The 19,401-nt window shown below is 62.2% G+C and carries 20 protein-coding genes and 2 tRNA genes; 11 read left to right on the forward strand and 11 right to left on the reverse strand.

The features are described from left to right. Positions 1-26 precede the first annotated feature (26 nt). The 6 genes from J2Y63_RS06655 to J2Y63_RS06680 form a co-directional block, all read right to left on the reverse strand. On the reverse strand, positions 27-587 hold the full coding sequence (locus J2Y63_RS06655) for an OmpA family protein (RefSeq protein ID WP_256116106.1): 561 nt from the start codon (positions 585-587) through the stop codon (positions 27-29). Between the two features lie 98 nt (positions 588-685). After that, the gene (locus J2Y63_RS06660) at positions 686-1,276 is read right to left on the reverse strand and encodes a GNAT family N-acetyltransferase (protein WP_435265401.1); all 591 of its coding nucleotides are present in this window, start codon (positions 1,274-1,276) and stop codon (positions 686-688) included. Continuing rightward, the gene (gene sseA, locus J2Y63_RS06665) at positions 1,276-2,130 is read right to left on the reverse strand and encodes a 3-mercaptopyruvate sulfurtransferase (RefSeq protein ID WP_435265402.1); all 855 of its coding nucleotides are present in this window, start codon (positions 2,128-2,130) and stop codon (positions 1,276-1,278) included. The genes J2Y63_RS06660 and sseA overlap by 1 nt, the downstream gene beginning before the upstream one ends. A 62-nt stretch (positions 2,131-2,192) precedes the next feature. Next, positions 2,193-2,930, reverse strand: a complete 738-nt coding sequence (locus J2Y63_RS06670; protein WP_435265520.1) for an alanyl-tRNA editing protein — start codon at positions 2,928-2,930, stop codon at positions 2,193-2,195. Between the two features lie 11 nt (positions 2,931-2,941). Then, positions 2,942-3,982, reverse strand: coding sequence for a cysteine synthase A (locus J2Y63_RS06675; protein WP_435265403.1), 1,041 nt, complete (start codon positions 3,980-3,982; stop codon positions 2,942-2,944). Between the two features lie 126 nt (positions 3,983-4,108). After that, on the reverse strand, positions 4,109-5,374 hold the full coding sequence (locus J2Y63_RS06680; RefSeq protein ID WP_256116102.1) for an SAM-dependent methyltransferase: 1,266 nt from the start codon (positions 5,372-5,374) through the stop codon (positions 4,109-4,111). A 226-nt stretch (positions 5,375-5,600) separates the two neighbouring features. On the opposite strand from J2Y63_RS06680, the gene J2Y63_RS06685 reads away from it, so the two are divergent. Both J2Y63_RS06685 and J2Y63_RS06690 read left to right on the forward strand, forming a co-directional pair. After that, positions 5,601-5,810: a hypothetical protein gene (locus J2Y63_RS06685; RefSeq protein WP_435265404.1), complete on the forward strand. Its 210-nt coding sequence runs from the start codon at positions 5,601-5,603 to the stop codon at positions 5,808-5,810. 75 nt (positions 5,811-5,885) lie between these two features. Then, entirely contained in the window at positions 5,886-6,077 is a 192-nt protein-coding gene (locus tag J2Y63_RS06690) for a hypothetical protein (RefSeq protein WP_256116100.1), read from the forward strand. 116 nt (positions 6,078-6,193) lie between these two features. Here J2Y63_RS06690 and J2Y63_RS06695 read toward each other — a convergent pair. Beyond that, positions 6,194-6,268 (reverse strand) — tRNA-Asn (locus tag J2Y63_RS06695). Between the two features lie 163 nt (positions 6,269-6,431). On the opposite strand from J2Y63_RS06695, the gene J2Y63_RS06700 reads away from it, so the two are divergent. Further along, entirely contained in the window at positions 6,432-6,716 is a 285-nt protein-coding gene (locus J2Y63_RS06700) for a hypothetical protein (protein WP_256116068.1), read from the forward strand. A gap of 79 nt (positions 6,717-6,795) precedes the next feature. After that, the gene (locus tag J2Y63_RS06705; RefSeq protein ID WP_256116067.1) at positions 6,796-7,272 is read left to right on the forward strand and encodes a DUF2938 domain-containing protein; all 477 of its coding nucleotides are present in this window, start codon (positions 6,796-6,798) and stop codon (positions 7,270-7,272) included. 52 nt (positions 7,273-7,324) lie between these two features. Here J2Y63_RS06705 and J2Y63_RS06710 read toward each other — a convergent pair whose 3' ends face one another. Beyond that, complete coding sequence (locus J2Y63_RS06710; protein ID WP_256116066.1) at positions 7,325-7,663, reverse strand: RcnB family protein; 339 nt, start codon at positions 7,661-7,663, stop codon at positions 7,325-7,327. Between the two features lie 277 nt (positions 7,664-7,940). Further along, positions 7,941-8,014, reverse strand: a tRNA-Cys gene (locus J2Y63_RS06715). A 186-nt stretch (positions 8,015-8,200) separates the two neighbouring features. Here J2Y63_RS06715 and J2Y63_RS06720 point away from each other — a divergent pair. Then, the gene (locus J2Y63_RS06720; RefSeq protein WP_435265405.1) at positions 8,201-8,464 is read left to right on the forward strand and encodes a hypothetical protein; all 264 of its coding nucleotides are present in this window, start codon (positions 8,201-8,203) and stop codon (positions 8,462-8,464) included. Positions 8,465-8,510: 46 nt separating this feature from the next. Here J2Y63_RS06720 and exbD read toward each other — a convergent pair whose 3' ends face one another. Together exbD and exbB are read right to left on the reverse strand one after the other, a co-directional pair. Further along, positions 8,511-8,948 carry a TonB system transport protein ExbD gene (gene exbD / locus J2Y63_RS06725; protein ID WP_435265406.1) on the reverse strand — a complete coding sequence of 146 codons (438 nt, stop codon included), beginning with the start codon at positions 8,946-8,948 and terminating at the stop codon, positions 8,511-8,513. A gap of 4 nt (positions 8,949-8,952) precedes the next feature. Further along, a complete protein-coding gene (exbB, locus tag J2Y63_RS06730) occupies positions 8,953-9,933 on the reverse strand; it encodes a tonB-system energizer ExbB (RefSeq protein ID WP_435265521.1) in 981 nt (326 codons plus the stop codon). 369 nt (positions 9,934-10,302) lie between these two features. Between exbB and J2Y63_RS06735 the strand changes: the two genes are divergently transcribed. The 6 genes from J2Y63_RS06735 (at position 10,303) to exoR (ending at position 19,386) form a co-directional block, all read left to right on the forward strand. Next, positions 10,303-10,953 (forward strand): protein-L-isoaspartate O-methyltransferase family protein, encoded by a 651-nt coding sequence (locus J2Y63_RS06735; RefSeq protein ID WP_435265522.1) that lies wholly within the window; start codon positions 10,303-10,305, stop codon positions 10,951-10,953. 257 nt (positions 10,954-11,210) lie between these two features. After that, positions 11,211-12,611 carry a TolC family outer membrane protein gene (locus tag J2Y63_RS06740; protein WP_435265407.1) on the forward strand — a complete coding sequence of 467 codons (1,401 nt, stop codon included), beginning with the start codon at positions 11,211-11,213 and terminating at the stop codon, positions 12,609-12,611. Between the two features lie 153 nt (positions 12,612-12,764). Beyond that, complete coding sequence (locus J2Y63_RS06745) at positions 12,765-13,544, forward strand: PopZ family protein (RefSeq protein WP_435265408.1); 780 nt, start codon at positions 12,765-12,767, stop codon at positions 13,542-13,544. Between the two features lie 137 nt (positions 13,545-13,681). Then, positions 13,682-16,609 carry a valine--tRNA ligase gene (locus J2Y63_RS06750; protein ID WP_435265409.1) on the forward strand — a complete coding sequence of 976 codons (2,928 nt, stop codon included), beginning with the start codon at positions 13,682-13,684 and terminating at the stop codon, positions 16,607-16,609. Between the two features lie 355 nt (positions 16,610-16,964). Continuing rightward, positions 16,965-18,218 (forward strand): OmpP1/FadL family transporter, encoded by a 1,254-nt coding sequence (locus tag J2Y63_RS06755; RefSeq protein ID WP_435265410.1) that lies wholly within the window; start codon positions 16,965-16,967, stop codon positions 18,216-18,218. 364 nt (positions 18,219-18,582) lie between these two features. Then, positions 18,583-19,386 (forward strand): exopolysaccharide production regulator ExoR, encoded by an 804-nt coding sequence (exoR, locus tag J2Y63_RS06760; RefSeq protein WP_435265411.1) that lies wholly within the window; start codon positions 18,583-18,585, stop codon positions 19,384-19,386. The last annotated feature ends 15 nt before the right edge of the window (positions 19,387-19,401 follow it).

A 19,401-nucleotide genomic window follows, 5' to 3' on the forward strand; every position in this document is an offset into this window, starting at 1 on the left:
CGCGGTGATGCTTCTGGAGCGTTGAATTAGCGCACGAATTCGTCGATGCGGCGCAGCGTCACGCGGCGGTTGCGCCATTCCTCGTTCTGCGTCGGCACCAGCAGATAGTCCTCGCCGTAGCCGACCGTTTCGAGCGCGCGGTAGGGGATGCCGAATTCCTGCACCAGCAGCCGCTTCAGCGATTCGGCGCGGCGTTCGGACAACACCTGGTTGGACGCGGCCGAGCCCACGGCATCCGTATGGCCTTCGATGAGGAAGACCGCGCGGCGGCGGCGCTTGAGGAGCTGCTCCATGGCGCGCGCGATCTGGCTTACCTTGCGGTATTCCGAGCGCGGAATATCCGAGGAAGCGAAGGCGAAGTTGATCGACTGGATGTTGATCGAGGGGGCGGCACCGCGCAGATCCGGACGGCGCTTGAATTCGCGCACGGTCACCCGTTCCTCTTCGCGCAGGCGGCGGGAGGGGGCCGCATCGAGGCGGCGCAGGATGATCTCCGAGGACGGGGTTTCCTGCGCGAGCGCGAGGCCCGAAAAGGCGGGGACGGCAAGGGCGGTGGCGAACGCGGTCAGAAAGGCGCGGCGTTGCATGGCAATGTTTCCTGTTCGTTTGATCGTCTGTTGAACGGAAATTGCCATGGGCGATCTGAAAGGGAGCTGAACCGGCTGTTAGCTCCCGTTCAGATTGATTAACGCGGCTCCGGCGGCAGCAGACAATCCCGCTTCGCGAGTGCCAGCAATTCGGCGTCAGCGAGCGGAACAAGCTCGGCATCCCGCGTGCCGACCGGCGAGAAGCCGAACATCTGGTAAAGCTGGAGAGCGCGCGGATGGTCGAGATTGTTGGTGGTGACCGTCACGCGCTTCGGCCCGAGCGACCAGGCGGCATAGAGCGTCTGGAGCAGGAACCACTTGCCGATGCCCAGCCCCAGCGCGCGCTCGAACAGGCCGAAATGCGACAGCTCGACCACGTCCTCATCGATCTGCAACAGCTCGAAGAACCCGGCCGGCGCGCCGTTGACATAGAGCACGGTGACGCTGTTGCGCTTGTCGTACAGCGTCTTGGCGAGCGCGTCGTCCGTCATGCGCAGCCGGTCGACCCAGTGCCAGCGGCTGCCGACCTGCCGGTAGAGGAAGCGGTAGAAGGCGAGCGGGATTTCCGGCGCATTGAGGATCGCGGTGTGCACGTTGACCGGCACCGGCAGGCTCTGCTTCGGCGGCGAGGTCATTTCGAGCGCGGTGATGTGGACGGCGATCGGTGCCGTCTGTGCCTTCTTCGCCATCAGTCTTTTCCCGTCACGACCGGCGTATCGTCCCGGCCACCCCATTGCGACCAGGAGCCGTCATAGAGCGTGTTGTTTTCATGGCCGAGCGAGGTGAGCGCCAGCGTGATGATCGCCGCCGTGATGCCCGAGCCGCAGCTGGTGACGACCGGCTTCGTAAGGTCGATGCCCGAATCCTCGAAATGTTTTCGCAGGCTCGTAAGGTCCTTCAACTTGCCATCGACGGAGAAGGTGCCCGACGGCAGGCTTTTGGCGCCTGGCATATGGCCGGAGCGCATGCCGGCCCGGGGTTCTGCTTCCTCGCCGGTGAACCGGCCGGCGCCGCGGGCATCCGCGATCTGCTTCGAACCCGTCGAGACGATGCCGCGCATCTCCTCGAAGGAGGTGACGGCATAAGGATTGAAGTTGGTGTGGAAGACAGCGGGGGCGGGTTCCGGCAGGTCGGTCTGGAGCGGCCTTCCTTCCTTCTTCCAGCCATCGATACCGCCATCCAGCACGAAGACGTTCTTGGCGCCCATCGTGCGGAACAGCCACCAGACGCGCGGCGCCGTAAAGATGCCGGGGCCGTCATAGACCACGATCGTGTCAGTATCCGAAATGCCGAGCTTGCCGACTTCGGTGGCGAAGAAGGCCGGCGAGGGCACGGTGTGCGGCAGGTTGCTCGAATGATCGGCGATCACATCCTGATCGAAGAAGACGGCGCCGGGAATGTGGCCGGCCGCATATTCGAGGGCGCCGTTGCGGTTTTGCGCGGGCAGATACCACGCGGCATCGACGATGCGGAATTCCGGCGCGCCGAGCTGCTTTTCCACCCAGTCAGCCGAGACGACGAACCTGCTCTTGTCGTTGGACATTTTTTACTCCTCAGGCAATTCCGGCAAAATGCGGAACGCGGTCTTGCGTAAACCAGAAAGCGCTACGCCTCGGAACCGGGCGCACCGAAGCGGATGCGGAACCGGCGGTTCTCCTTGCCCTTCTTCTCGATCTTGCCGATGTGGATGGCACCCACTTCCTGCGTCTCCGAGACGTGCGTGCCGCCGCAGGGCTGGCTGTCGACCGAAGAGTTTTCACCGATGCAGACGAGGCTGACGCGGCCGAGGCCCATCGGCGGGCGCACGTTCTTCGACTTCACAATGCCGGGATTGGCAGCGAGTTCCTCATCGGTGATCCATTGCACGAAGATCGGATGGTTTTCCTCGACGAGCTTCATCAGCCGCGCCGTCACCTCATCCTTGTCGATCGTCTCGCTCATGTCGAAATCGACCCGGCTGTCGTCCTCGCCGACGGCCGCGCCGGTGATGGGGTAGGGGCAGACAACGGAGAGCAGGTGGCAGGCCGTATGCATGCGCATCAGCTTGTAGCGGCGCGCCCAGTCGATATGGGCGACGACGGTCTCGCCGACGATCGGCGACGTCTCGCCCTCCAGCGGGCGGTGGATGATGATCTCTTTCGTGCCGCCATTGAAGGCCGGGCCGAGCGCGATGCGGGAACCGTCGGCGCGCTCCAGAAAACCGGTATCGCCCGGCTGGCCGCCGGATGTCGCGTAGAAACAGGTCTGGTCGAGCTCGATGCCGCCATCCTCGTGCACCGCCGTCACCACCGCCTCGTTTGTCGAAAGATAAAAATCGTCGCGAAAGAGGGCAGTGGTTGGCAGGGACATGAGACCTATTCGACCGGCTGATAGGGGACCTTGATCCCCGATTTCGCCGTCAGCCATGCCGGAACAGGCAGGCCCTTCGAATCGAGGAAGTCCGCGTTGAAGAGTTTGGACTGATAGCGGTTAGCATAGTCGCAGAGGATCGTCACGATCGTGTGGCCCGGGCCGAGGTCTCTGGCCAGCCGGATCGCGCCCGCAATGTTGATGCCGGAGGAGCCGCCAAGCGCGATGCCTTCGTTCTCGATCAGGTCGAAAACAAGCGGAACCGCCTCGGAATCGGGAATATTGTAGGAATAATCCGGCGTGAACCCTTCGAGGTTCGCCGTGATGCGGCCCTGGCCGATGCCTTCGGTGATCGAGCTGCCGGCGGCCTTCAGTTCGCCATGCGCATAATAGTTGTAGAGCGCCGCGCCATCCGGATCGGCAAGTGCGATCTTGATGTTGTGGTTTTTCGCCCTGAGGCCCGCGGCCACGCCGGCCAGCGTGCCGCCGGAGCCGACGGCCGAGACGAAGCCGTCCACCTTGCCGTCCGTGTCGCGCCAGATTTCCGGCGCCGTCGTCTCGATATGGGCATCGCGGTTGGCGACGTTGTCGAACTGGTTGGCCCAGATCGCGCCGTTCGGCTCGGTCTTGGCGAGCTGCTCTGCAAGACGGCCGGAGAGTTTTACGTAGTTGTTCGGGTTCTTGTAGGGAACGGCCGGGACCTCGACGAGCTCGGCGCCGAGCAGGCGCAACGCGTCCTTCTTCTCCTGGCTCTGGGTTTCCGGGATGACGATGACGGTGCGGTAGCCGAGCGCCTGCGCGACGAGCGCCAGCCCGATGCCGGTATTGCCGGCCGTGCCCTCGACGATGACGCCGCCGGGACGCAGCGCCCCGGACCGTTCCGCGGCACGGATGATGTAGAGTGCGGCGCGGTCCTTGACCGACTGGCCGGGGTTCAGGAATTCCGCCTTGCCGAGGATCTCGCAGCCCGTCGCGTCGGATGCCCCCTTGAGCCGGATCAGCGGCGTATTGCCGATTGCATCCAGAACGGACGGAAGAATTGCCATGGGAGCCGAGCCTCGCGTTATAAACCTAGATCAGGAAACGTCTTTTCGGCCGCCAAGCGGCGCTTTGCAAGAAATCGTGTTCCCCGAGAACGGGCTTCCAGAGGGATTTTTTTTAACCTGCGCGGGTCAGCCGAGCGGACGCGTATAAACCACCTGCCGCACGTCGATGTTTCGCGCCCGAAAACCCGCTTCGCAATAGTAGAAGTAGAATTCCCAGAGTTTCCGGAAGCGCTCGTCGAAGCCGAGTGGCACGATGCGCTCCCAGGCGGCCCAGAAGCGGTGGCGCCATTCGGCAAGCGTGCGGGCATAGTCATGGCCGAAACCGATGTCGGAGGCCGTCGACAGCCCGAACTGCCGGCCGAGCGACGCCAGGTGCTCGCGGGTCGGCAGCATGCCGCCGGGGAAGACGTATTTCTGGATGAAATCCGGGTTCGACCGGTATTCCTCATAGGCTTCCTGCAGGATGGTGATGATCTGCAGGCCGGCGCGGCCGCCGGGCTTCAGGCATTCGTTCAGCTTGGAAAAATAGGCCGGCCAGTATTTTTCGCCGACCGCCTCGAACATCTCGATCGAGACGATGCGGTCATAGGTGCCGGTCTCGTCGCGGTAATCCTGGAATTTCAGCTCGACCCGGTCGGTAAGGCCTGCCTTCGCCATGCGCTCGCGCGCAAAGGCAAGCTGCTCGCGGCTGATCGTCAGGCCCGTGACCTTGCAGCCGATCTCGCTGGCCGCAAATTCCGCAAATCCGCCCCAGCCGCAGCCGATCTCCAACACATGGTCGTTCGGGCCGATGCCGGTTGCCTCGGCAAGGGCGCGATATTTCGCGACCTGGGCGGAGGTGAGGTCGTTTGCGCCGCGCGAATAGAGCGCGGAGGAGTAGGTCATCGTCGGGTCGAGCCACTGGGAATAGAATTCGTTGCCGAGGTCGTAATGCGCGGAAATGTTGCGCTGCGAGCCGCGGCGCGTATTGGCGTTCAGCCAGTGGCGGAATTTTTCGACGAGCAGCAACAGGCCGCGCGGGCCGTTCGTATAGTTGCGAACGATGTTGGTATTGACCAGCACGAGTTCGAGGAACATGCCGGCGTCCGGGCTTTCCCAGTCGCCATCCATGTAGCTTTCGGCAACACCGATCGTGCCGCCGCTGACGGCGCGATAGGCAAGGTTCCAATTGTTGAGCTTCACGACGGCGTTCGGGCCGGGCGTCTTGCCCCGGATCACGAAGGTCTGGCCGCTGGGCACCGTTATGGCGAGCGCCCCGGTTTCCAGGCCGAGCAGGCTGCGCAACACCATCTGCGCACGGAACGGCAGTCCTTTCGCGCGTGTGGCGAAATTGGCCGCCGTCAAAATGTCTCGATCTGAAAATGTCTGTTCTGAAATCAAATCATTCGTCATCGATTGCCCCTCTGCCAACCCGACGTAAGGGTAAGCTAGCGTCAATGTTCCTGAACGCCAAGACGTGAATCGTGACAGGTCGGATCACAAAGATGCGCAAGGTCGCCCGGAAAAGCGCGAGGCTTTAACGAGCTGTTAGGAAACATGGTTAATTTTGCGTCTATCCGGCAATCGGCGGGAACGGAAACCGCGCCCGTTCGTTTGAAGGAAAATTGGAGGTATCAGGATGCTTTTCAGACTTTTTCCGGCGAGCCCGGTCGATCATGACGACGATATCGCGACCGGCACCTATGCCGACGGGGTAATCGGAACGCCGCTCGGCGACGCCGCTATGCGGCCGCGCGACCGCAGCCAGACCTTCCGCCGCGCCACCCCCGATCGCGACTACAGCCTCGCCCGCAGTGCCGGCCAGGCGGGTGCCGGAATGGTGGCCTGAAAATCAAAGCGCCGGGAACAATAAGCCGCCCGGCGCATTCCTCCTCTGCCCGAATGCCGAAGCGAGGAGCCCGCCATGACGCACCACATCGACAATCGCCAGTTCAGCCCCCGCCAGACCCGCAATGTGCTCGATGTAATCGAACATTGCCGCAAGAACGGATTGGACAAGGCGGAGGAACGCAAGCTTCTCCTGCTCTTCGGCCGCTTCGCCAGCCGCCACGAACTCCAGATGAACATCAAGCGCCAGCCGACGAACGTGCGATAGCGAAAGCAGCACGTGATCATTGACGGGGAGCCAATCCTGCGGAAGGATGGCTCCTTAACTGCGTCTATGCCGGAAAAGCAGAAGGGCCGCGCTTTTCAGCACAGCCCCTCAAAATCTGGCTCCCCGGGCCGGATTCGAACCGGCGACCTGTCGATTAACAGTCGAATGCTCTACCGCTGAGCTACCAGGGATCATCCGCTCGCTGCGGAGTGAGCGCGTAATACAAATGCTGGATCGATTTGCCAAGCGCTTTTTGACAAAAAAATGCACGAGGCTTGATTGATTGTGGAGAAGTCTCCAACTGGAGGGGAGGCGAGCCCCGGAAAACCGGGCTTTCGAGCGAATGGACGGCGAATGACGACGCGAAAAACAAACATGCATTTCGGGATCGACCCGCGCACGCGGCAGATCGTGATCGGAAGTTTTCGGATGAAACTGCCGGAATCGCGCTGGCTGCGCACCCTGATCGGCGTTCTCCTCATCGTCGGCGGCATTCTCGGCTTCCTGCCGATCCTCGGATTCTGGATGGTGCCGCTCGGCCTTCTCGTGTTGTCGCACGATTCCCATTTCGTCCGCCGCCAGCGCCGTCGCCTGGCCGTCTGGTGGGCGACCCGTAAGGCGCGCCGCAACGCGCGCTGACGTTCCCTCTCTCTTTATTGCATCGACGCTGCGGACCTGCTCTAAACCCCGGCAGGGCTTTTTAGGGTGAGGGAAGCATATGGAATTGCTGTTGAAGGGCGTTGCGATCGGTATCGGCGCGACCGTGCTCATGGATCTCTGGGCGATCGTTTTGTGGAAGGGGTTCCGCCAGTCGCGGCCAAACTGGGCGCCGGTCGGCCGCTGGTTCTGGCACCTGAAGAACGGCACGGTCTTTCATGACGATATCGGCAAGGCGCCGCCCTATGCCAACGAGCTGGCGCTCGGCTGGATCAGCCACTATGCGGTCGGCATTCTCTATGGCGTGATCCTGGCGCTCCTCGTCGGCGAGGCTTGGTTTGCCGCCCCGACCTTCCTGCCGGCCTGGATTCTCGGCATCGTCACCGTCGGCGCCGGCTGGTTCCTGCTGCAGCCGGGTCTCGGTATCGGGGTTGCGGCGTCGAAGCTGCCGAATGCCAATACGGTGCGCATCCTCAATCTCGTCGCGCATACCGTTTTTGCGCTGGGGCTCTACGGCACGGCGCTGCTCATCCGTTGAGGCGTAACAAGAAAGAACCCCACCGCAGATCGTCTGCGGTGGGGTTTTTCGTTCAGCGGGCCGCAGCGACCCCGAGGATGACGCCTGTGGCGATGCTTAGCAGCAGGTAATCGTTGTCGACCTTGACCCATTGCTGGCCGCGGTTGGGCTTGCGCAGGCCGTAGCGATGGTAGTCGCGCACAGCCGGCCGGCGCTTCCAGTCGGAGTAGCGCTCGCCCTGGTGCCAGGCGCGCCGCGTCACGACCTTCTTCCTGGTCACGACTTTCTTCTTATAGGTCTGCGAATAGCCGGGCTTGCGGTCGTGGCCGTATTGCTGGGCGGCCTGTGCCATCGGTACTGCCGCGACCGAGAGGGCGACAGTGGCAAGAAGCGTGCGGATGAAGACTTTCATGGGGTAGTTCCTCGTTGTCGATGAGCAGAGCCTAGGTCCGCGCCGATGAACGAGAAGTGAATGTAAGATTAAACTTCTGTAATGAAAACAGTCGCTTAATTTACCTGTTCCTGTGAGCGCTCCACCGGTGAAGAGCTGATTGCTCATAGAGGAGCGGTACTGCCGGAAGCATGCGCCAAGCAAAATGCGGCGTCGGAATGCAAGGATCCCAAGAGTGGCCTACCTTAAGCGTAGGTATCCACAACAAAGCGATCTAAGTCCATGATAAATTGGAAGTTGGAGGCCTCGCCGAGAATCGAACTCGGGTGCAAGGATTTGCAGTCCTCTGCGTCACCACTCCGCCACGAGGCCGTCCGTTTTGCTATAAAGCGAGTGGTGCCGGGCGTTTAGAACGAATTTAGAAAGGGCGCAAGGGGCTTGCAGCGGATTGTGAATTTTTTCCCGCCTGCGTGCGTGTCCCACGATCCTGTGATGGAACAAAGGCTCCGCCAACCCCATCTACAGTTGGATGAAATCAACAAGACAGGAGAATGCCCGATGCGCACGATAAAGACCCTGGCGGTGGTGGCGATGACGTTTGCTCTATTAAGCTCCGCCGCCTACGCCATCGAGCCCATTCCGGGCAGCATCACCTATAACGGCCAGCCGCGGAGCAAACTGACGAAGGCGCCAATCGGCAGCACGTTCGAACATCTGTTCCGTGACAATTTCGGCGATCGTTATGTCGAGACCTACCGGATCGCGCCGGACAGATCGCTGCAACTGCTTTCCCGGCACAAGATCGATATTTTCGAGCGGTAATCCACCCGAATGAGCGGGTAGGCGCGCCCGAAGGCGCGCCTTGCTCTTATTGGGCCGCAGCCGGCGCCGCGCCTTCGAGGCCGACGAGCGCGATCTTGGCATAGCCGGCGGCGCGCAGCAGGTTCATGACATCCATCACATTGCCGTAGTCGACAGCCTTGTCGGCGCGCAGCAGGATGCGCGTGTCCTTGTTGCCGTCCGTCACCTCGTCGAGTTGTGGGCCGAAGGTGTCGCGCCCGATCTCGCCGTTGCCGATCGAGACAGTGAGGTCCTTCTTCAGCGTCATGAAGACAGGCTTGTCCTCGCGGGGCGTCGGCTGGGCGACGGAGGAGGGCAGGTCGACATTGATGTCGACGGTGGCGAGCGGCGCCGCCACCATGAAGATGATGAGCAGCACCAGCATGACGTCGATGAACGGCGTCACGTTGATTTCGCTGTTCTCCTCCAGGTCATCGCCGCCGCCTTCCTTGATCTTGCTCGCCATGACGTCACCCGATCTTCACGACGGAGCCGCTAGCGCGCTCGCTGCGCGGCGCGGCGTGACGCACGGCGCGGCGCACGTCGAGATCGCGGCTTGCGAGCCGTTCGATCGCGGCCGAGGCGTCGGCGAGGTTCTGGCGGTAGCCGGTGATGGCGCGCGCCAGGAAGTTGTAGATCACCACGGCGGGAATGGCGGCGACGAGGCCGATCGCCGTCGCCAGCAGCGCCTCGGCGATGCCGGGCGCGACGATGGCGAGGTTGGTGGTCTGCGCCTTGGAGATACCGATGAACGAGTTCATGATGCCCCAGACTGTGCCGAACAGGCCGACGAAGGGGGCAGTCGAGCCGATCGTCGCGAGCAGGCCGGTGCCCTTGGCGATGCGGCGGCCGGCATGCACTTCCATGCGGCCGAGACGCGAGGAGACGCGTTCCTTCACGCCGCCGTCGGAGACGTGATCGAGCACGGCCTCGGAGGCATCCATTTCCTCACGTGCTGCACGCGTCATGCGGGCGACCACGCCGCGGTTGCGGCCGAGCGCCTCTTCGCCATCCGCGAGGCCGCGGGCGGCAACGAGCCGGCGCACGGCACGGCTGGCGGAACGCTGCGCGGCACCAAGCTCCGCAAGCTTCACGAGCAGCACGGTCCAGGTGACGACGGAGGCGAAGGCAAGGCCGATCATCACGCCCTTGACGACGATATCGGCCGCCATAAACATGCCCCAAGGGGAAAGGTCATGCGGCAGGCCGGCCTGGCGCTCGCCGGCGGCGTCATCGACGGCGTCGAGTTCGGTCGCCTCCTCATCGGCGGCCATGGCGTCCGGGTCGGTCGCGGTGTCGGCAGCGCCTTCGGTCGTCGTCGGGCGCGCGGTCGTGTCCGTCGTGTTGGCGCTGCCTGTGGACTGGCCCGTCGTGTCCGGCTGGCCGTCCGTCTGGACCGATGGTGTCTCCTGGGTCTGCGCCGGGGCGGCGTGCGGGGCGGCAAGCGCCATCAGGAAGATCGCGAATAGCAGGCGAGACCGTTTCGGCACGGCGTATTCCTCTTACATATCTTAGTTCAAGCGAAGCCCGTTCAAAAGAAACGGGCATGGTGCGGCTGCCTTGGCATCCGTAAAACCTGAGTGTTCAATACGACATTATGCAGGGAGCAGGCAATAATATGTTGAGTAATTTATTCATGATAACCCTTGGATATTCCGGGGCCACGCGGTTCGAACCGGCCGGGCCGCGGTTTTTGCGCGCAACCCGTCGCCGCCACTGGACACCCGGCCCGAAACCGCACTAAGAGAATTGCGACGCATCCGGCATCGCAACCGGGCCTTCGTGCCGCGGTCTGCCGCTTACTCACAGGGCTAGAGATGATTGACTACAAAGCAGCGCGCACGAAGATGGTGGACAACCAGATCCGTACGACGGACGTGACGTCGCACGAGGTGCTCGACGCCTTCCTGACCGTCGCGCGCGAAGAGTTCGTGCCCGCGGCGGTGAAGCCGCTCGCCTATATCGACAACGACATCCAGCTCGTGCCCGGCCGCTACCTCATGGAGCCGTCGCCGCTCGCCAAGCTGATCCAGCTCGCCGAGATCGCCAATACCGACGTGGTGCTCGAAGTGGGCTGTGGCACCGGTTACGCCTCCGCGATTCTCTCGCGCCTCGGCAGCTCGGTGGTGGCGCTCGAAAGCGACGCGGATCTTGCCGCGACCGCGACGGACACGCTGTCCCGCCTCGGCCACGACAATGTCGCCGTCGTCACCGGCGATCTCGAAGCAGGTTACGCGCCGGAAGCGCCCTATGACGTGATCTTCGTGCACGGCGCTGTCGAATTCGTGCCGGATGCCATTTTTGCCCAGCTTCGCGACGGTGGTCGCCTGGTCGTCGTCGAGGGCTACGGCAATGCCTCGCAGGCCCGCCTTTATATCAAGGAAGGCGGTCGGGTTTCCGAGCGCAACGTCTTCAACACGGCCGTCAAGCCGCTGCCGGGCTTCCGTCGGGCGAAGGAATTCGTCTTCTGAATGAGCGCTGAGGCGCTTTATCCCGGGCAGGCCCGATTTGTTGCACTTTCGCAACGGGCCTGTCCTATTGTCGTTACCAAATCCTTGCCGATGGACCTGCCGACTGTTCCCGAATGAACGAAGAGGCATTATCGCGGTCGGTGCGGCACCGTCCGTGGAGGGTTGCCGCTGCCCGAAAGCGTGCCCGGCCTATGGCCGGTGAGAATTGTGTAAAGGCAGCTCATGCGCCGGGCTGGCCAGGATCGGAGTTTCGTACTGTGTCCATTCTTCGTCGAACCGCCCTCGCGCTAGCCCTCGCCACCGCCTTCCACGCCGTGCCATACGGCGCATCCGCTGAAACGCTGGCCGGTGCGATGGCCAAGGCGTACGAGAACAATCCGGACCTGAATGCAGCCCGTGCGGCTCTGCGTGCCATTGATGAGAATGTGACGATTGCCAAGTCGGGGATGAGGCCGCGTGTCTCGGCTGTTGCTGAAGCCGAGGCCCTACGTGTGAGTCGCGACATCGGCCCTTACGCCGGATCGAAGCGTCCTCAAGGCACTCGCAGAACAGATCTGGTTACGTCGAGCTATGGCATCACAATCAGCCAGCAAATATTCGATGGTTTTCAGACCCTTAATCGCGTCCGGGCGGCCGAGGCGAATGTGCTGGCAAGCCGTGAATCGCTGCGCGCTCAGGAAATTTCGATCCTCCTCGCAGCGGTGGAGTCTTACGCGAATATAGCACGCGACCAGCAAATCGTGTCGATCCGCAAGCAGAACATCGCCTTTCTCCAAGAGCAGCTGAGTGCTTCCAATGCGCGGCTGAACGTGGGCGAAGGCACCCGCACGGACGTTAGTCTCGCTGAAGCCGAACTTGCTGCCGCCAAAGCGCTGCTGACTGCAGCGATCTCGTCGCTGAAGCAGAGTGAAGCAGTCTACGTACAAATCGTCGGCGAAACGCCGAAGGGCATCAAACAACCGTCCGCGGCCAAGAAGGCCATGCCGAACTCGCTTGACAACGCGGTAGCCACAGGCATGCGTGAAAACCCCAATATTATTGCCGCGATGCGCGATGTCGATGCGGCGGGCTTTAATGTGAAGGAGGCCGAAGGCGCTATGCTGCCGGGCGTCTCTTTACAGGGAAGCGTCTACAAGTCGGTCAACGGCGATCAGGCTGCAGGCGATGATTTGCGCGGTGCGGTTACGGCTCGCGTTACCGTTCCGATTTATCAGGGCGGTGCCGAATATGGCCAGATCCGCCAGGCCAAGGAACGGTTTGGCGAAAGCCAGTTACTGGTCGATTCCGCGCGCATGGAAGTTCAGCGCACGATTGCCTCGGCACATGCGCAATATGAGGCGGCCAGCGCGTCGATCGCGGCCATCCGCGTACAGATCGACGCGGCCAACCAGGCGCTCAACGGCGTCATCGAGGAGCGAAACGTCGGTCAGCGCACGACGCTCGACGTGCTAAACGCCCAGCAGAACGTGCTCGACGCACAGGAAGACCTCGCCGCCGTGCAGCGCAATGCCGTCGTGGCGAGCTACTCCTTGCTCGCCGCCACCGGCAGCCTGACCGTGCGCAGCCAGGGCCTCGAAGTGGCGGAATACCGCTCCGAGGTGCATTTCGAGGCCGTCAAGGACAAGTGGTTCGGGCTGAGAACCGTCGACAGCGAATAAGCCTCGCCCTTGGCAGGGCAAACAAATCTGTGCATCACTCGTAACACATGATTCGCGGTGATTTAGTTCGCCACCGAACTCGCCTAGGGTTTTCGGAATGTCCGGCAGGCTGGGAGCGGCAGGCCGTGGACGCCGCAGAGAACGGGGATAGAAATGGCTCAGCCAAATGTAGCGCGTGAACCGTCCATGGATGAAATCCTGGCGTCCATCCGCAAGATCATCGAGAACAACGAAGCCATGCCGGAGCTTGCGCCCGATGCCGATGGCGACGAGGGTTTCCACATCACGACGGACAGCCATTCCGGCAACCTGATGGACCACCCGGCAGTGGTCGAGCGGTTCCACAGCGAGGAGCACCGCCCCTCCGCCATCCAGCCAATCCAGCGCGCGGAACCGGCGCATGCCACCCAGCCCGCTTTGTCGCTCGCCGATGTCGCCGCCCGCGTGCGCGCCGCCTCGGAGCGGCATGTCGCAAACCGCGAGCCGGAGGTTGAGCCCGTTTCCATCGAGCCGGTGCAACTGCCGTTGCGCGAAGAAAACCCCGTAATGACCTCCCGCATGACGGCGAATGCCAGCCGCTTCGTGCCGCCGGTCGAAGCCGTCGAAAAGCGCGAGCCCTTTGTCGAAAAGCATGAGAGCGTAACGCCCCACGTCGAGCCGACGCCGGTCGTGGAAACACGTGTGGCCGAACCCGTCGGGTCAGGCCGTGATATCTCCGCTCTCGTTTCTCCCGCGGTCGGCGAGCGCGTGGCGCAGTCCTTTGGTGCGCTGGCGCAGGCGATGGATGCCGGCCCGCGCCGCTCCTTTGATGAGATCGCCGAAGAGATGCTGCGCCCGATGCTGCAGGAGTGGCTCGACGACAACCTGCCGACGCTGGTCGAGCGGCTGGTGCGCGAAGAGATCGAACGGGTGGCGCGCGGCCCGCGCCGCTGACCGACGCCGCCATTCTCCTAAAAAATGGTTTGAGCCGCGCCGGACCCCCGGCGCGGCTTTTCTTCTGATATTGTTGACTTCATGCCGGCCATCCGGTTTAGAAAACCCTGACGACAAACAGCGGGCTTCGCACGAAAATGCTTGAAAAGAACTATGATTCCGCAGCGGTCGAGCCGCGAATTGCCAAGGCGTGGGAAGATGCGGACGCGTTTCGCGCCGGCGAAGGCGCAAAACCGGGCGCAGAGACCTTCACCATCGTGATCCCGCCGCCGAACGTGACCGGCTCGCTGCATATGGGCCACGCGCTCAACAACACGCTGCAGGACATCATGGTCCGCTTCGAGCGCATGCGCGGCAAGGATGTGCTGTGGCAGCCGGGCATGGACCATGCCGGCATCGCGACGCAGATGGTCGTCGAGCGCAAGCTCGCCGCCGAAAAGCTGCCTGGCCGTCGCGAGATGGGCCGTGACGCCTTCATCGAGAAGGTCTGGGAATGGAAGGCGGAATCCGGCGGCCTGATCTTCAACCAGTTGAAGCGTCTCGGCGCGTCCTGTGACTGGTCGCGCGAACGCTTCACTATGGACGAGGGGCTTTCCGAAGCCGTGCTCGAAGTCTTCGTCTCGCTCTACAAGGAAGGCCTGATCTATCGCGGCAAGCGGCTCGTCAACTGGGACCCGAAGTTCGAAACAGCGATTTCGGACATGGAGGTCGAGAACAACGAAGTCAACGGCCACATGTGGCATTTCAAGTACCCGCTCGCCGGCGGGGAGACCTATACCTATGTCGAGAAGGACGCCGACGGCAACGTTGTCTTCCAGGAAGAGCGCGACTACATCTCGATTGCCACCACGCGTCCCGAAACGATGCTGGGCGATGGTGCCGTCGCCGTCCATCCCTTGGACGAGCGCTATGCGCCGATCGTCGGAAAGCTCTGCGAGATCCCGGTCGGCCCCAAGGCGCACCGCCGTCTGATCCCGATCATCACGGACGAATATCCGGAACGGGATTTCGGTTCCGGCGCGGTCAAGATCACCGGCGCGCATGACTTCAACGACTATCAGGTGGCCCGTCGCAACAATATCCCGCTCTATCGGCTGATGGACACGCAGGCCGCCATGCGCGCCGACGGCGAGCCCTATGCCGTCTATGCGGCGCAGGCGCTGGAAATCGCGAAATCCGGCAACGTGCCGAACGAGTCGGAGGTCGATGATATCAACCTCGTTCCCGACGAATATCGCGGCCTTGACCGTTACGAGGCGCGCAAGCGCATCATCGACGCGATCAATGCCGAGGGCCTTGCGGTCACCGTCAAGGACGGCGAAGGCAACGACATTCCCTATGTCGAGAACAAGAAGGTCATGCAGCCCTTCGGCGACCGCTCCGGCGTCGTCATCGAGCCGATGCTGACCGATCAATGGTTCGTCGACAACAAGGCGCTTGCCGGTCCCGCACTGGATTCCGTTCGCGAAGGCCGCACCAACTTCGTGCCGAAGAACTGGGAAAAGACCTATTTCAACTGGCTTGATAATATCGAGCCCTGGTGCATCTCCCGCCAGCTCTGGTGGGGCCACCAGATTCCGGCCTGGTATGGCCCGGACGGCCAGGTCTTCGTCGAAAAGAGCGAGGAGGAGGCGCTGCACGCCGCCATCCAGCACTACATCGCGCATGAAGGCCCGTGGAAGGCCTGGGTCGAGGAGAAGCTGGAGAATTTTCAGCCGGGCGAGATCCTGACGCGCGACGAGGATGTGCTCGACACCTGGTTCTCCTCCGCATTGTGGCCGTTCTCGACGCTCGGCTGGCCGGAAAAGACGCCGGCGCTTGAGCGTTATTATCCGACGAGCGTTCTCGTAACAGGGTTCGATATCATCCCGTTCTGGGTCGTGCGCATGATGCAGATGGGTCTGCATTTCATGAAGGATGAGCTCGGCAACCCGGTCGAACCTTTCCACACGATCTATATTCACGCTCTCGTTCGCGACAAGAACGGGCAGAAGATGTCGAAGTCGAAGGGCAACGTCATCGATCCGCTCGAACTGATCGACGAATACGGTGCGGACGCGCTGCGCTTCACGCTGGCCATCATGGCCGCGCAGGGGCGTGACGTGAAACTCGACCCGGCCCGCATCGCCGGCTACCGCAATTTCGGCACGAAGCTCTGGAACGCCACGCGTTTTGCCGAGATGAACGGGGTTGCGACCGATCCGAAGTTCGTGCCGGAAACGGCATCGCTGACGATCAACCGCTGGATCCTGACGGAACTCGCCCGCACGGCGCGCGACGTCACCGAGGCTATCGAGACCTACCGCTTCAACGATGCGGCCGGCACGCTCTACCGCTTCGTCTGGAACCAGTTCTGCGACTGGTATCTCGAACTGCTGAAGCCGATCTTCATGGGCGAGGATGCGGCGGCGAAGGCGGAATCGCAGGCCTGCGCGGCCTATGTCCTGGAAGAGATCTACAAGCTCCTCCATCCGTTCATGCCCTTCATGACGGAAGAGCTCTGGGCGCACACCGCAGGCGAGGGCAAGACGCGGGACAGCCTCGTCTGCCACGCCGAATGGCCGTCGCCGGCCTATGCCGACGATGCGGCCGCCGACGAGATCAACTGGCTGGTCGATCTCGTCTCCGGCATCCGGTCGGTCCGCGCCGAAATGAACGTGCCGCCGAGCGCCACGGCGCCGCTCGTGGTCGTCGGCGCCAACGCGCTGACGAAGACGCGCCTCGAAACGCACGATTCGGCCATCCGCCGTCTCGCCCGCGTGTCGGAGATCGGCCTCGAAGACACGGCGCCGAAAGGTGCCGCGCAGATCGTCGTCGGCGAGGCGACCGTCTGCCTGCCGCTCGGCAGCCTGATCGATCTGGCGGCCGAAAAGGCGCGCCTCGAAAAGGCGATCGACAAGGCAAGGACGGAGGCGGGCCGCATCGAGGGCAAGCTGTCGAACGAAAAGTTCGTCGCCAATGCCAAGCCCGAGGTGGTCGAGGCCGAGCGCGAACGCTTCGCGGAGCTCGAACAGCAGCTCGCAAGCCTCGCGGTGGCCCTTGGCCGCGTCAGCGAAGCAGGCTGATTCCCCTAAAATCTGCCGGGAAGATGAAAAAACCGCGCCGGAGACCCCGGCGCGGTTTTCTATTCGGTAAGCGGGCTGCAAAATTCCGGCTGTGTCCATAATGTGACAGAATGCCACCTTGATGGAATGAATATCCATCAATCCGGTAAAATTCCCGTGGTATTGAAAAAATGTTCCTTAGCTTATTGATGTTGAGGGTCTTCATAAAAACCTTACGTAATTTTCTGAATACTGTTTGGAAATCACAGGCAAGAACTGGGGTTTGCCAAGAAAGCGTGTGTCTCCGATAGTCATTGCGGAGAGGCGCGCGACGAAGGCAGTTGTCGTTAGCGCAAGACTTTGTGAGGGGGATTGCATGGGTAAGAAAACGATTAGCCGGGGTGCGGTGGCGGCACTTGCATTGCTGGCTGCGACGTCCGCGCAGGCCGGTGGCCTGGAGCGCGGCGGCTACAATATCGACCTGCTGTTCGATCCTTCGGATTATGCGGCCGAGGCAAGCGCCACATACGTGAATCCACAGCGCGACATGAACAATGTCCGCGACAATGTGCTGGAAGACGGCGACCTCAATGGACTGCCCAACAACGGCATCCGCGATACCGAGGGGTACTGGGTTCCGCGCGTCGGCATCAAGGCGTCGATTGGCGATGCGATCGACTGCATGGCCGACTATTCGCAGCCGTGGGGCGTGCATATCAATCCTGGCCGTAACTGGGCGGGCGCGAACGACAACGTCGAGACCAAGATCGAAAGCCACAACTACGCGACGACATGCTCCTATTCCTTCGACATGGGGCCGGGCCAGTTCCGTATCATCGGCGGCGGCTTCTATCAGGAAGTCTCCGGTTTCAAGGACCGCCTGGTCTTCGCCATGCCCGCCGGCTCGCCGATCAACGGCATGGGCCGCCTGGAGCTGGAAGGCGAAGGCTGGGGCTGGCGCGCCGGCATAGCCTATGAGATCGAGGAATATGCGCTGCGCACGAGCCTGGTCTACAACAGTGCCGTGAAGCTCGACGACATTACCGGCACGATGGACCTGCGGCAGGTGCCGGGCGCCGTGCTGCCGGGCATTGCCGGTGTCAACACGCCGGTCTTCGGCTCGGCCGACATGCCGGATTCGCTGGAGTTTAAGTTCCAGTCGGGTATTGCGCCGGACTGGCTGGCCTTCGGTTCGGTCAAATGGACCGACTGGAGCCAGCTCCAGAGCCTGCCGTTCTGCCCGATCGCGACGCGCGGCATCGAATGCCGCACCAGCGGCCCGACGGAAGTCACCTCGCTCGACCTGCTGTATCGTGACGGCTGGACCGTTTCGGGCGGCGTCGGCCACAAGTTCAACGACAAGCTGAGCGGCGCCGTGAGCCTCACCTGGGACCGCGGCACGAGCACCGGCATCGGCGCGCAGACCGACACCTGGACGCTCGGCACCGGCATTTCCTATGCCGCGAGCGAAAATGTCGAGTTCCGCCTGAGTGGCGCAATCGGCATCTTGACGAGCGGTTCCTCGGGTCAGGTCGTCAAGGACGGCCGCACCTTCGGCCGGCGCGTTTCCTATGATTTCGACAACGATCTGGTGACGGCCATCTCGACCTCGCTCAAGGTCAAATTCTGATCGGCGGACCATCAAGAGATCAGAATCAGGCCCGGCGTCATCGCCGGGCCTTTTTTCTTGGTTAAGACTTTGTTGCTCCGGTTAAGCCTCTCTGGGGAAACCACAGCGAGGCGTCAAATTATGTGACGGAATCGCAACACATTTTTTTCCAGAGTTTGCTACACACCTAGACGAGAGACGAGATGTCCATTTCCCGCCACAAACGGGGCGCAGCGATAATGACAAGTAGACGCGTGAAACCGCGCCCAAGGAAACGATGAGCCAGCCGATGTCATTGCCGCCGGAGTTGCCGGAAATCCGCACGAGACCCGTGCGATTCCGGTTTGGCACAGCGAACCAGGCTGGGCACGGAATTGTAGAAGTGATGCCCAAGTCCGAGTTGTCGCCGATGAAAATAGTGGTAATGGGTCTTTGCCTTTCGCTCTCCTTTGGAGCGGCATCACAGGCCCTCGCATTCGATCCCCAGTCCGGCGTCAGCAGGGAAAGCGGTCCCTTCGACCTCTTCAAGTTCGGTTTCTTCTCCTACAAGAAGGGTCGCAAGGAAGACGCCATCGAGGCCTATCGTTATGCGGCGGAAAAGGGCCATACCGGCTCGCGCTGGGCGCTTGCCAATATGTATGCCGATGGCGACGGCGTGCCGGAAAACGACCTCGAAGCCTTCAAGATCTACAGCGAGATCGCCCAGGCCGGCGTCGAGCCGGGTTCGGAAGATACCGGCTACTTCGCCAATGCGCTGATCGCGCTCGCCAGCTACTATCGCCGCGGCATTCCGGATAGCCCTGTGAAGGTCGACATGACCCAGGCCCGCCAGCTCTATTTTCAGGCAGCCTCGGCCTTCGGTATTCCGGAAGCGCAGTTCCAGCTCGGCCGCATGATGCTCTCGGGCGAGGGCGGCAGTGCCAGCGTGCACCAGGCCAAGAAGTGGCTGAACCGTGCGCGCAACAATGGCCATGCCGGCGCGATGGGCCTGTTCGGCAACATCCTCTTCCAGGAAGGCCAGGCGGCCCGCGGCCTCGCCTTCATGACCGCGGCCCTCGATCACTGCCCGCCGAAGGACTGTGCCTGGCTGCAGGCGACGCAGGAGGAAGCCTTCTCCGTCGCAAGCGAGGAAGACCGCCGCAAGGGCGTGGCGCTCGCGCAGAGCATCCGCTTCAATCCTGACGAATAAGACCTTTTAGATTTT

This window comes from Shinella sp. BE166, assembly GCF_051201095.1.
In the GTDB taxonomy this organism is placed as follows: Bacteria; Pseudomonadota; Alphaproteobacteria; order Rhizobiales; family Rhizobiaceae; genus Shinella; species Shinella lacus.

What these genes read in the sequence shown, in the direction of transcription:
- exoR (WP_435265411.1), top strand. Translation starts at nt 18,583, where the DNA reads ATGCCCAAGTCCGAGTTGTCGCCGATGAAAATAGTGGTAATGGGTCTT.
- J2Y63_RS06745 (WP_435265408.1), top strand. Translation starts at nt 12,765, where the DNA reads ATGGCTCAGCCAAATGTAGCGCGTGAACCGTCCATGGATGAAATCCTG.
- J2Y63_RS06660 (WP_435265401.1), bottom strand. Translation starts at nt 1,276, where the DNA reads ATGGCGAAGAAGGCACAGACGGCACCGATCGCCGTCCACATCACCGCG.
- J2Y63_RS06690 (WP_256116100.1), top strand. Translation starts at nt 5,886, where the DNA reads ATGACGCACCACATCGACAATCGCCAGTTCAGCCCCCGCCAGACCCGC.
- sseA (WP_435265402.1), bottom strand. Translation starts at nt 2,130, where the DNA reads ATGTCCAACGACAAGAGCAGGTTCGTCGTCTCGGCTGACTGGGTGGAA.
- J2Y63_RS06680 (WP_256116102.1), bottom strand. Translation starts at nt 5,374, where the DNA reads ATGACGAATGATTTGATTTCAGAACAGACATTTTCAGATCGAGACATT.
- J2Y63_RS06655 (WP_256116106.1), bottom strand. Translation starts at nt 587, where the DNA reads ATGCAACGCCGCGCCTTTCTGACCGCGTTCGCCACCGCCCTTGCCGTC.
- J2Y63_RS06710 (WP_256116066.1), bottom strand. Translation starts at nt 7,663, where the DNA reads ATGAAAGTCTTCATCCGCACGCTTCTTGCCACTGTCGCCCTCTCGGTC.
- exbB (WP_435265521.1), bottom strand. Translation starts at nt 9,933, where the DNA reads ATGGCGCTTGCCGCCCCGCACGCCGCCCCGGCGCAGACCCAGGAGACA.
- J2Y63_RS06750 (WP_435265409.1), top strand. Translation starts at nt 13,682, where the DNA reads ATGCTTGAAAAGAACTATGATTCCGCAGCGGTCGAGCCGCGAATTGCC.
- J2Y63_RS06720 (WP_435265405.1), top strand. Translation starts at nt 8,201, where the DNA reads ATGCGCACGATAAAGACCCTGGCGGTGGTGGCGATGACGTTTGCTCTA.
- J2Y63_RS06685 (WP_435265404.1), top strand. Translation starts at nt 5,601, where the DNA reads ATGCTTTTCAGACTTTTTCCGGCGAGCCCGGTCGATCATGACGACGAT.
- J2Y63_RS06755 (WP_435265410.1), top strand. Translation starts at nt 16,965, where the DNA reads ATGGGTAAGAAAACGATTAGCCGGGGTGCGGTGGCGGCACTTGCATTG.
- J2Y63_RS06675 (WP_435265403.1), bottom strand. Translation starts at nt 3,982, where the DNA reads ATGGCAATTCTTCCGTCCGTTCTGGATGCAATCGGCAATACGCCGCTG.
- J2Y63_RS06705 (WP_256116067.1), top strand. Translation starts at nt 6,796, where the DNA reads ATGGAATTGCTGTTGAAGGGCGTTGCGATCGGTATCGGCGCGACCGTG.
- J2Y63_RS06700 (WP_256116068.1), top strand. Translation starts at nt 6,432, where the DNA reads ATGACGACGCGAAAAACAAACATGCATTTCGGGATCGACCCGCGCACG.
- exbD (WP_435265406.1), bottom strand. Translation starts at nt 8,948, where the DNA reads ATGGCGAGCAAGATCAAGGAAGGCGGCGGCGATGACCTGGAGGAGAAC.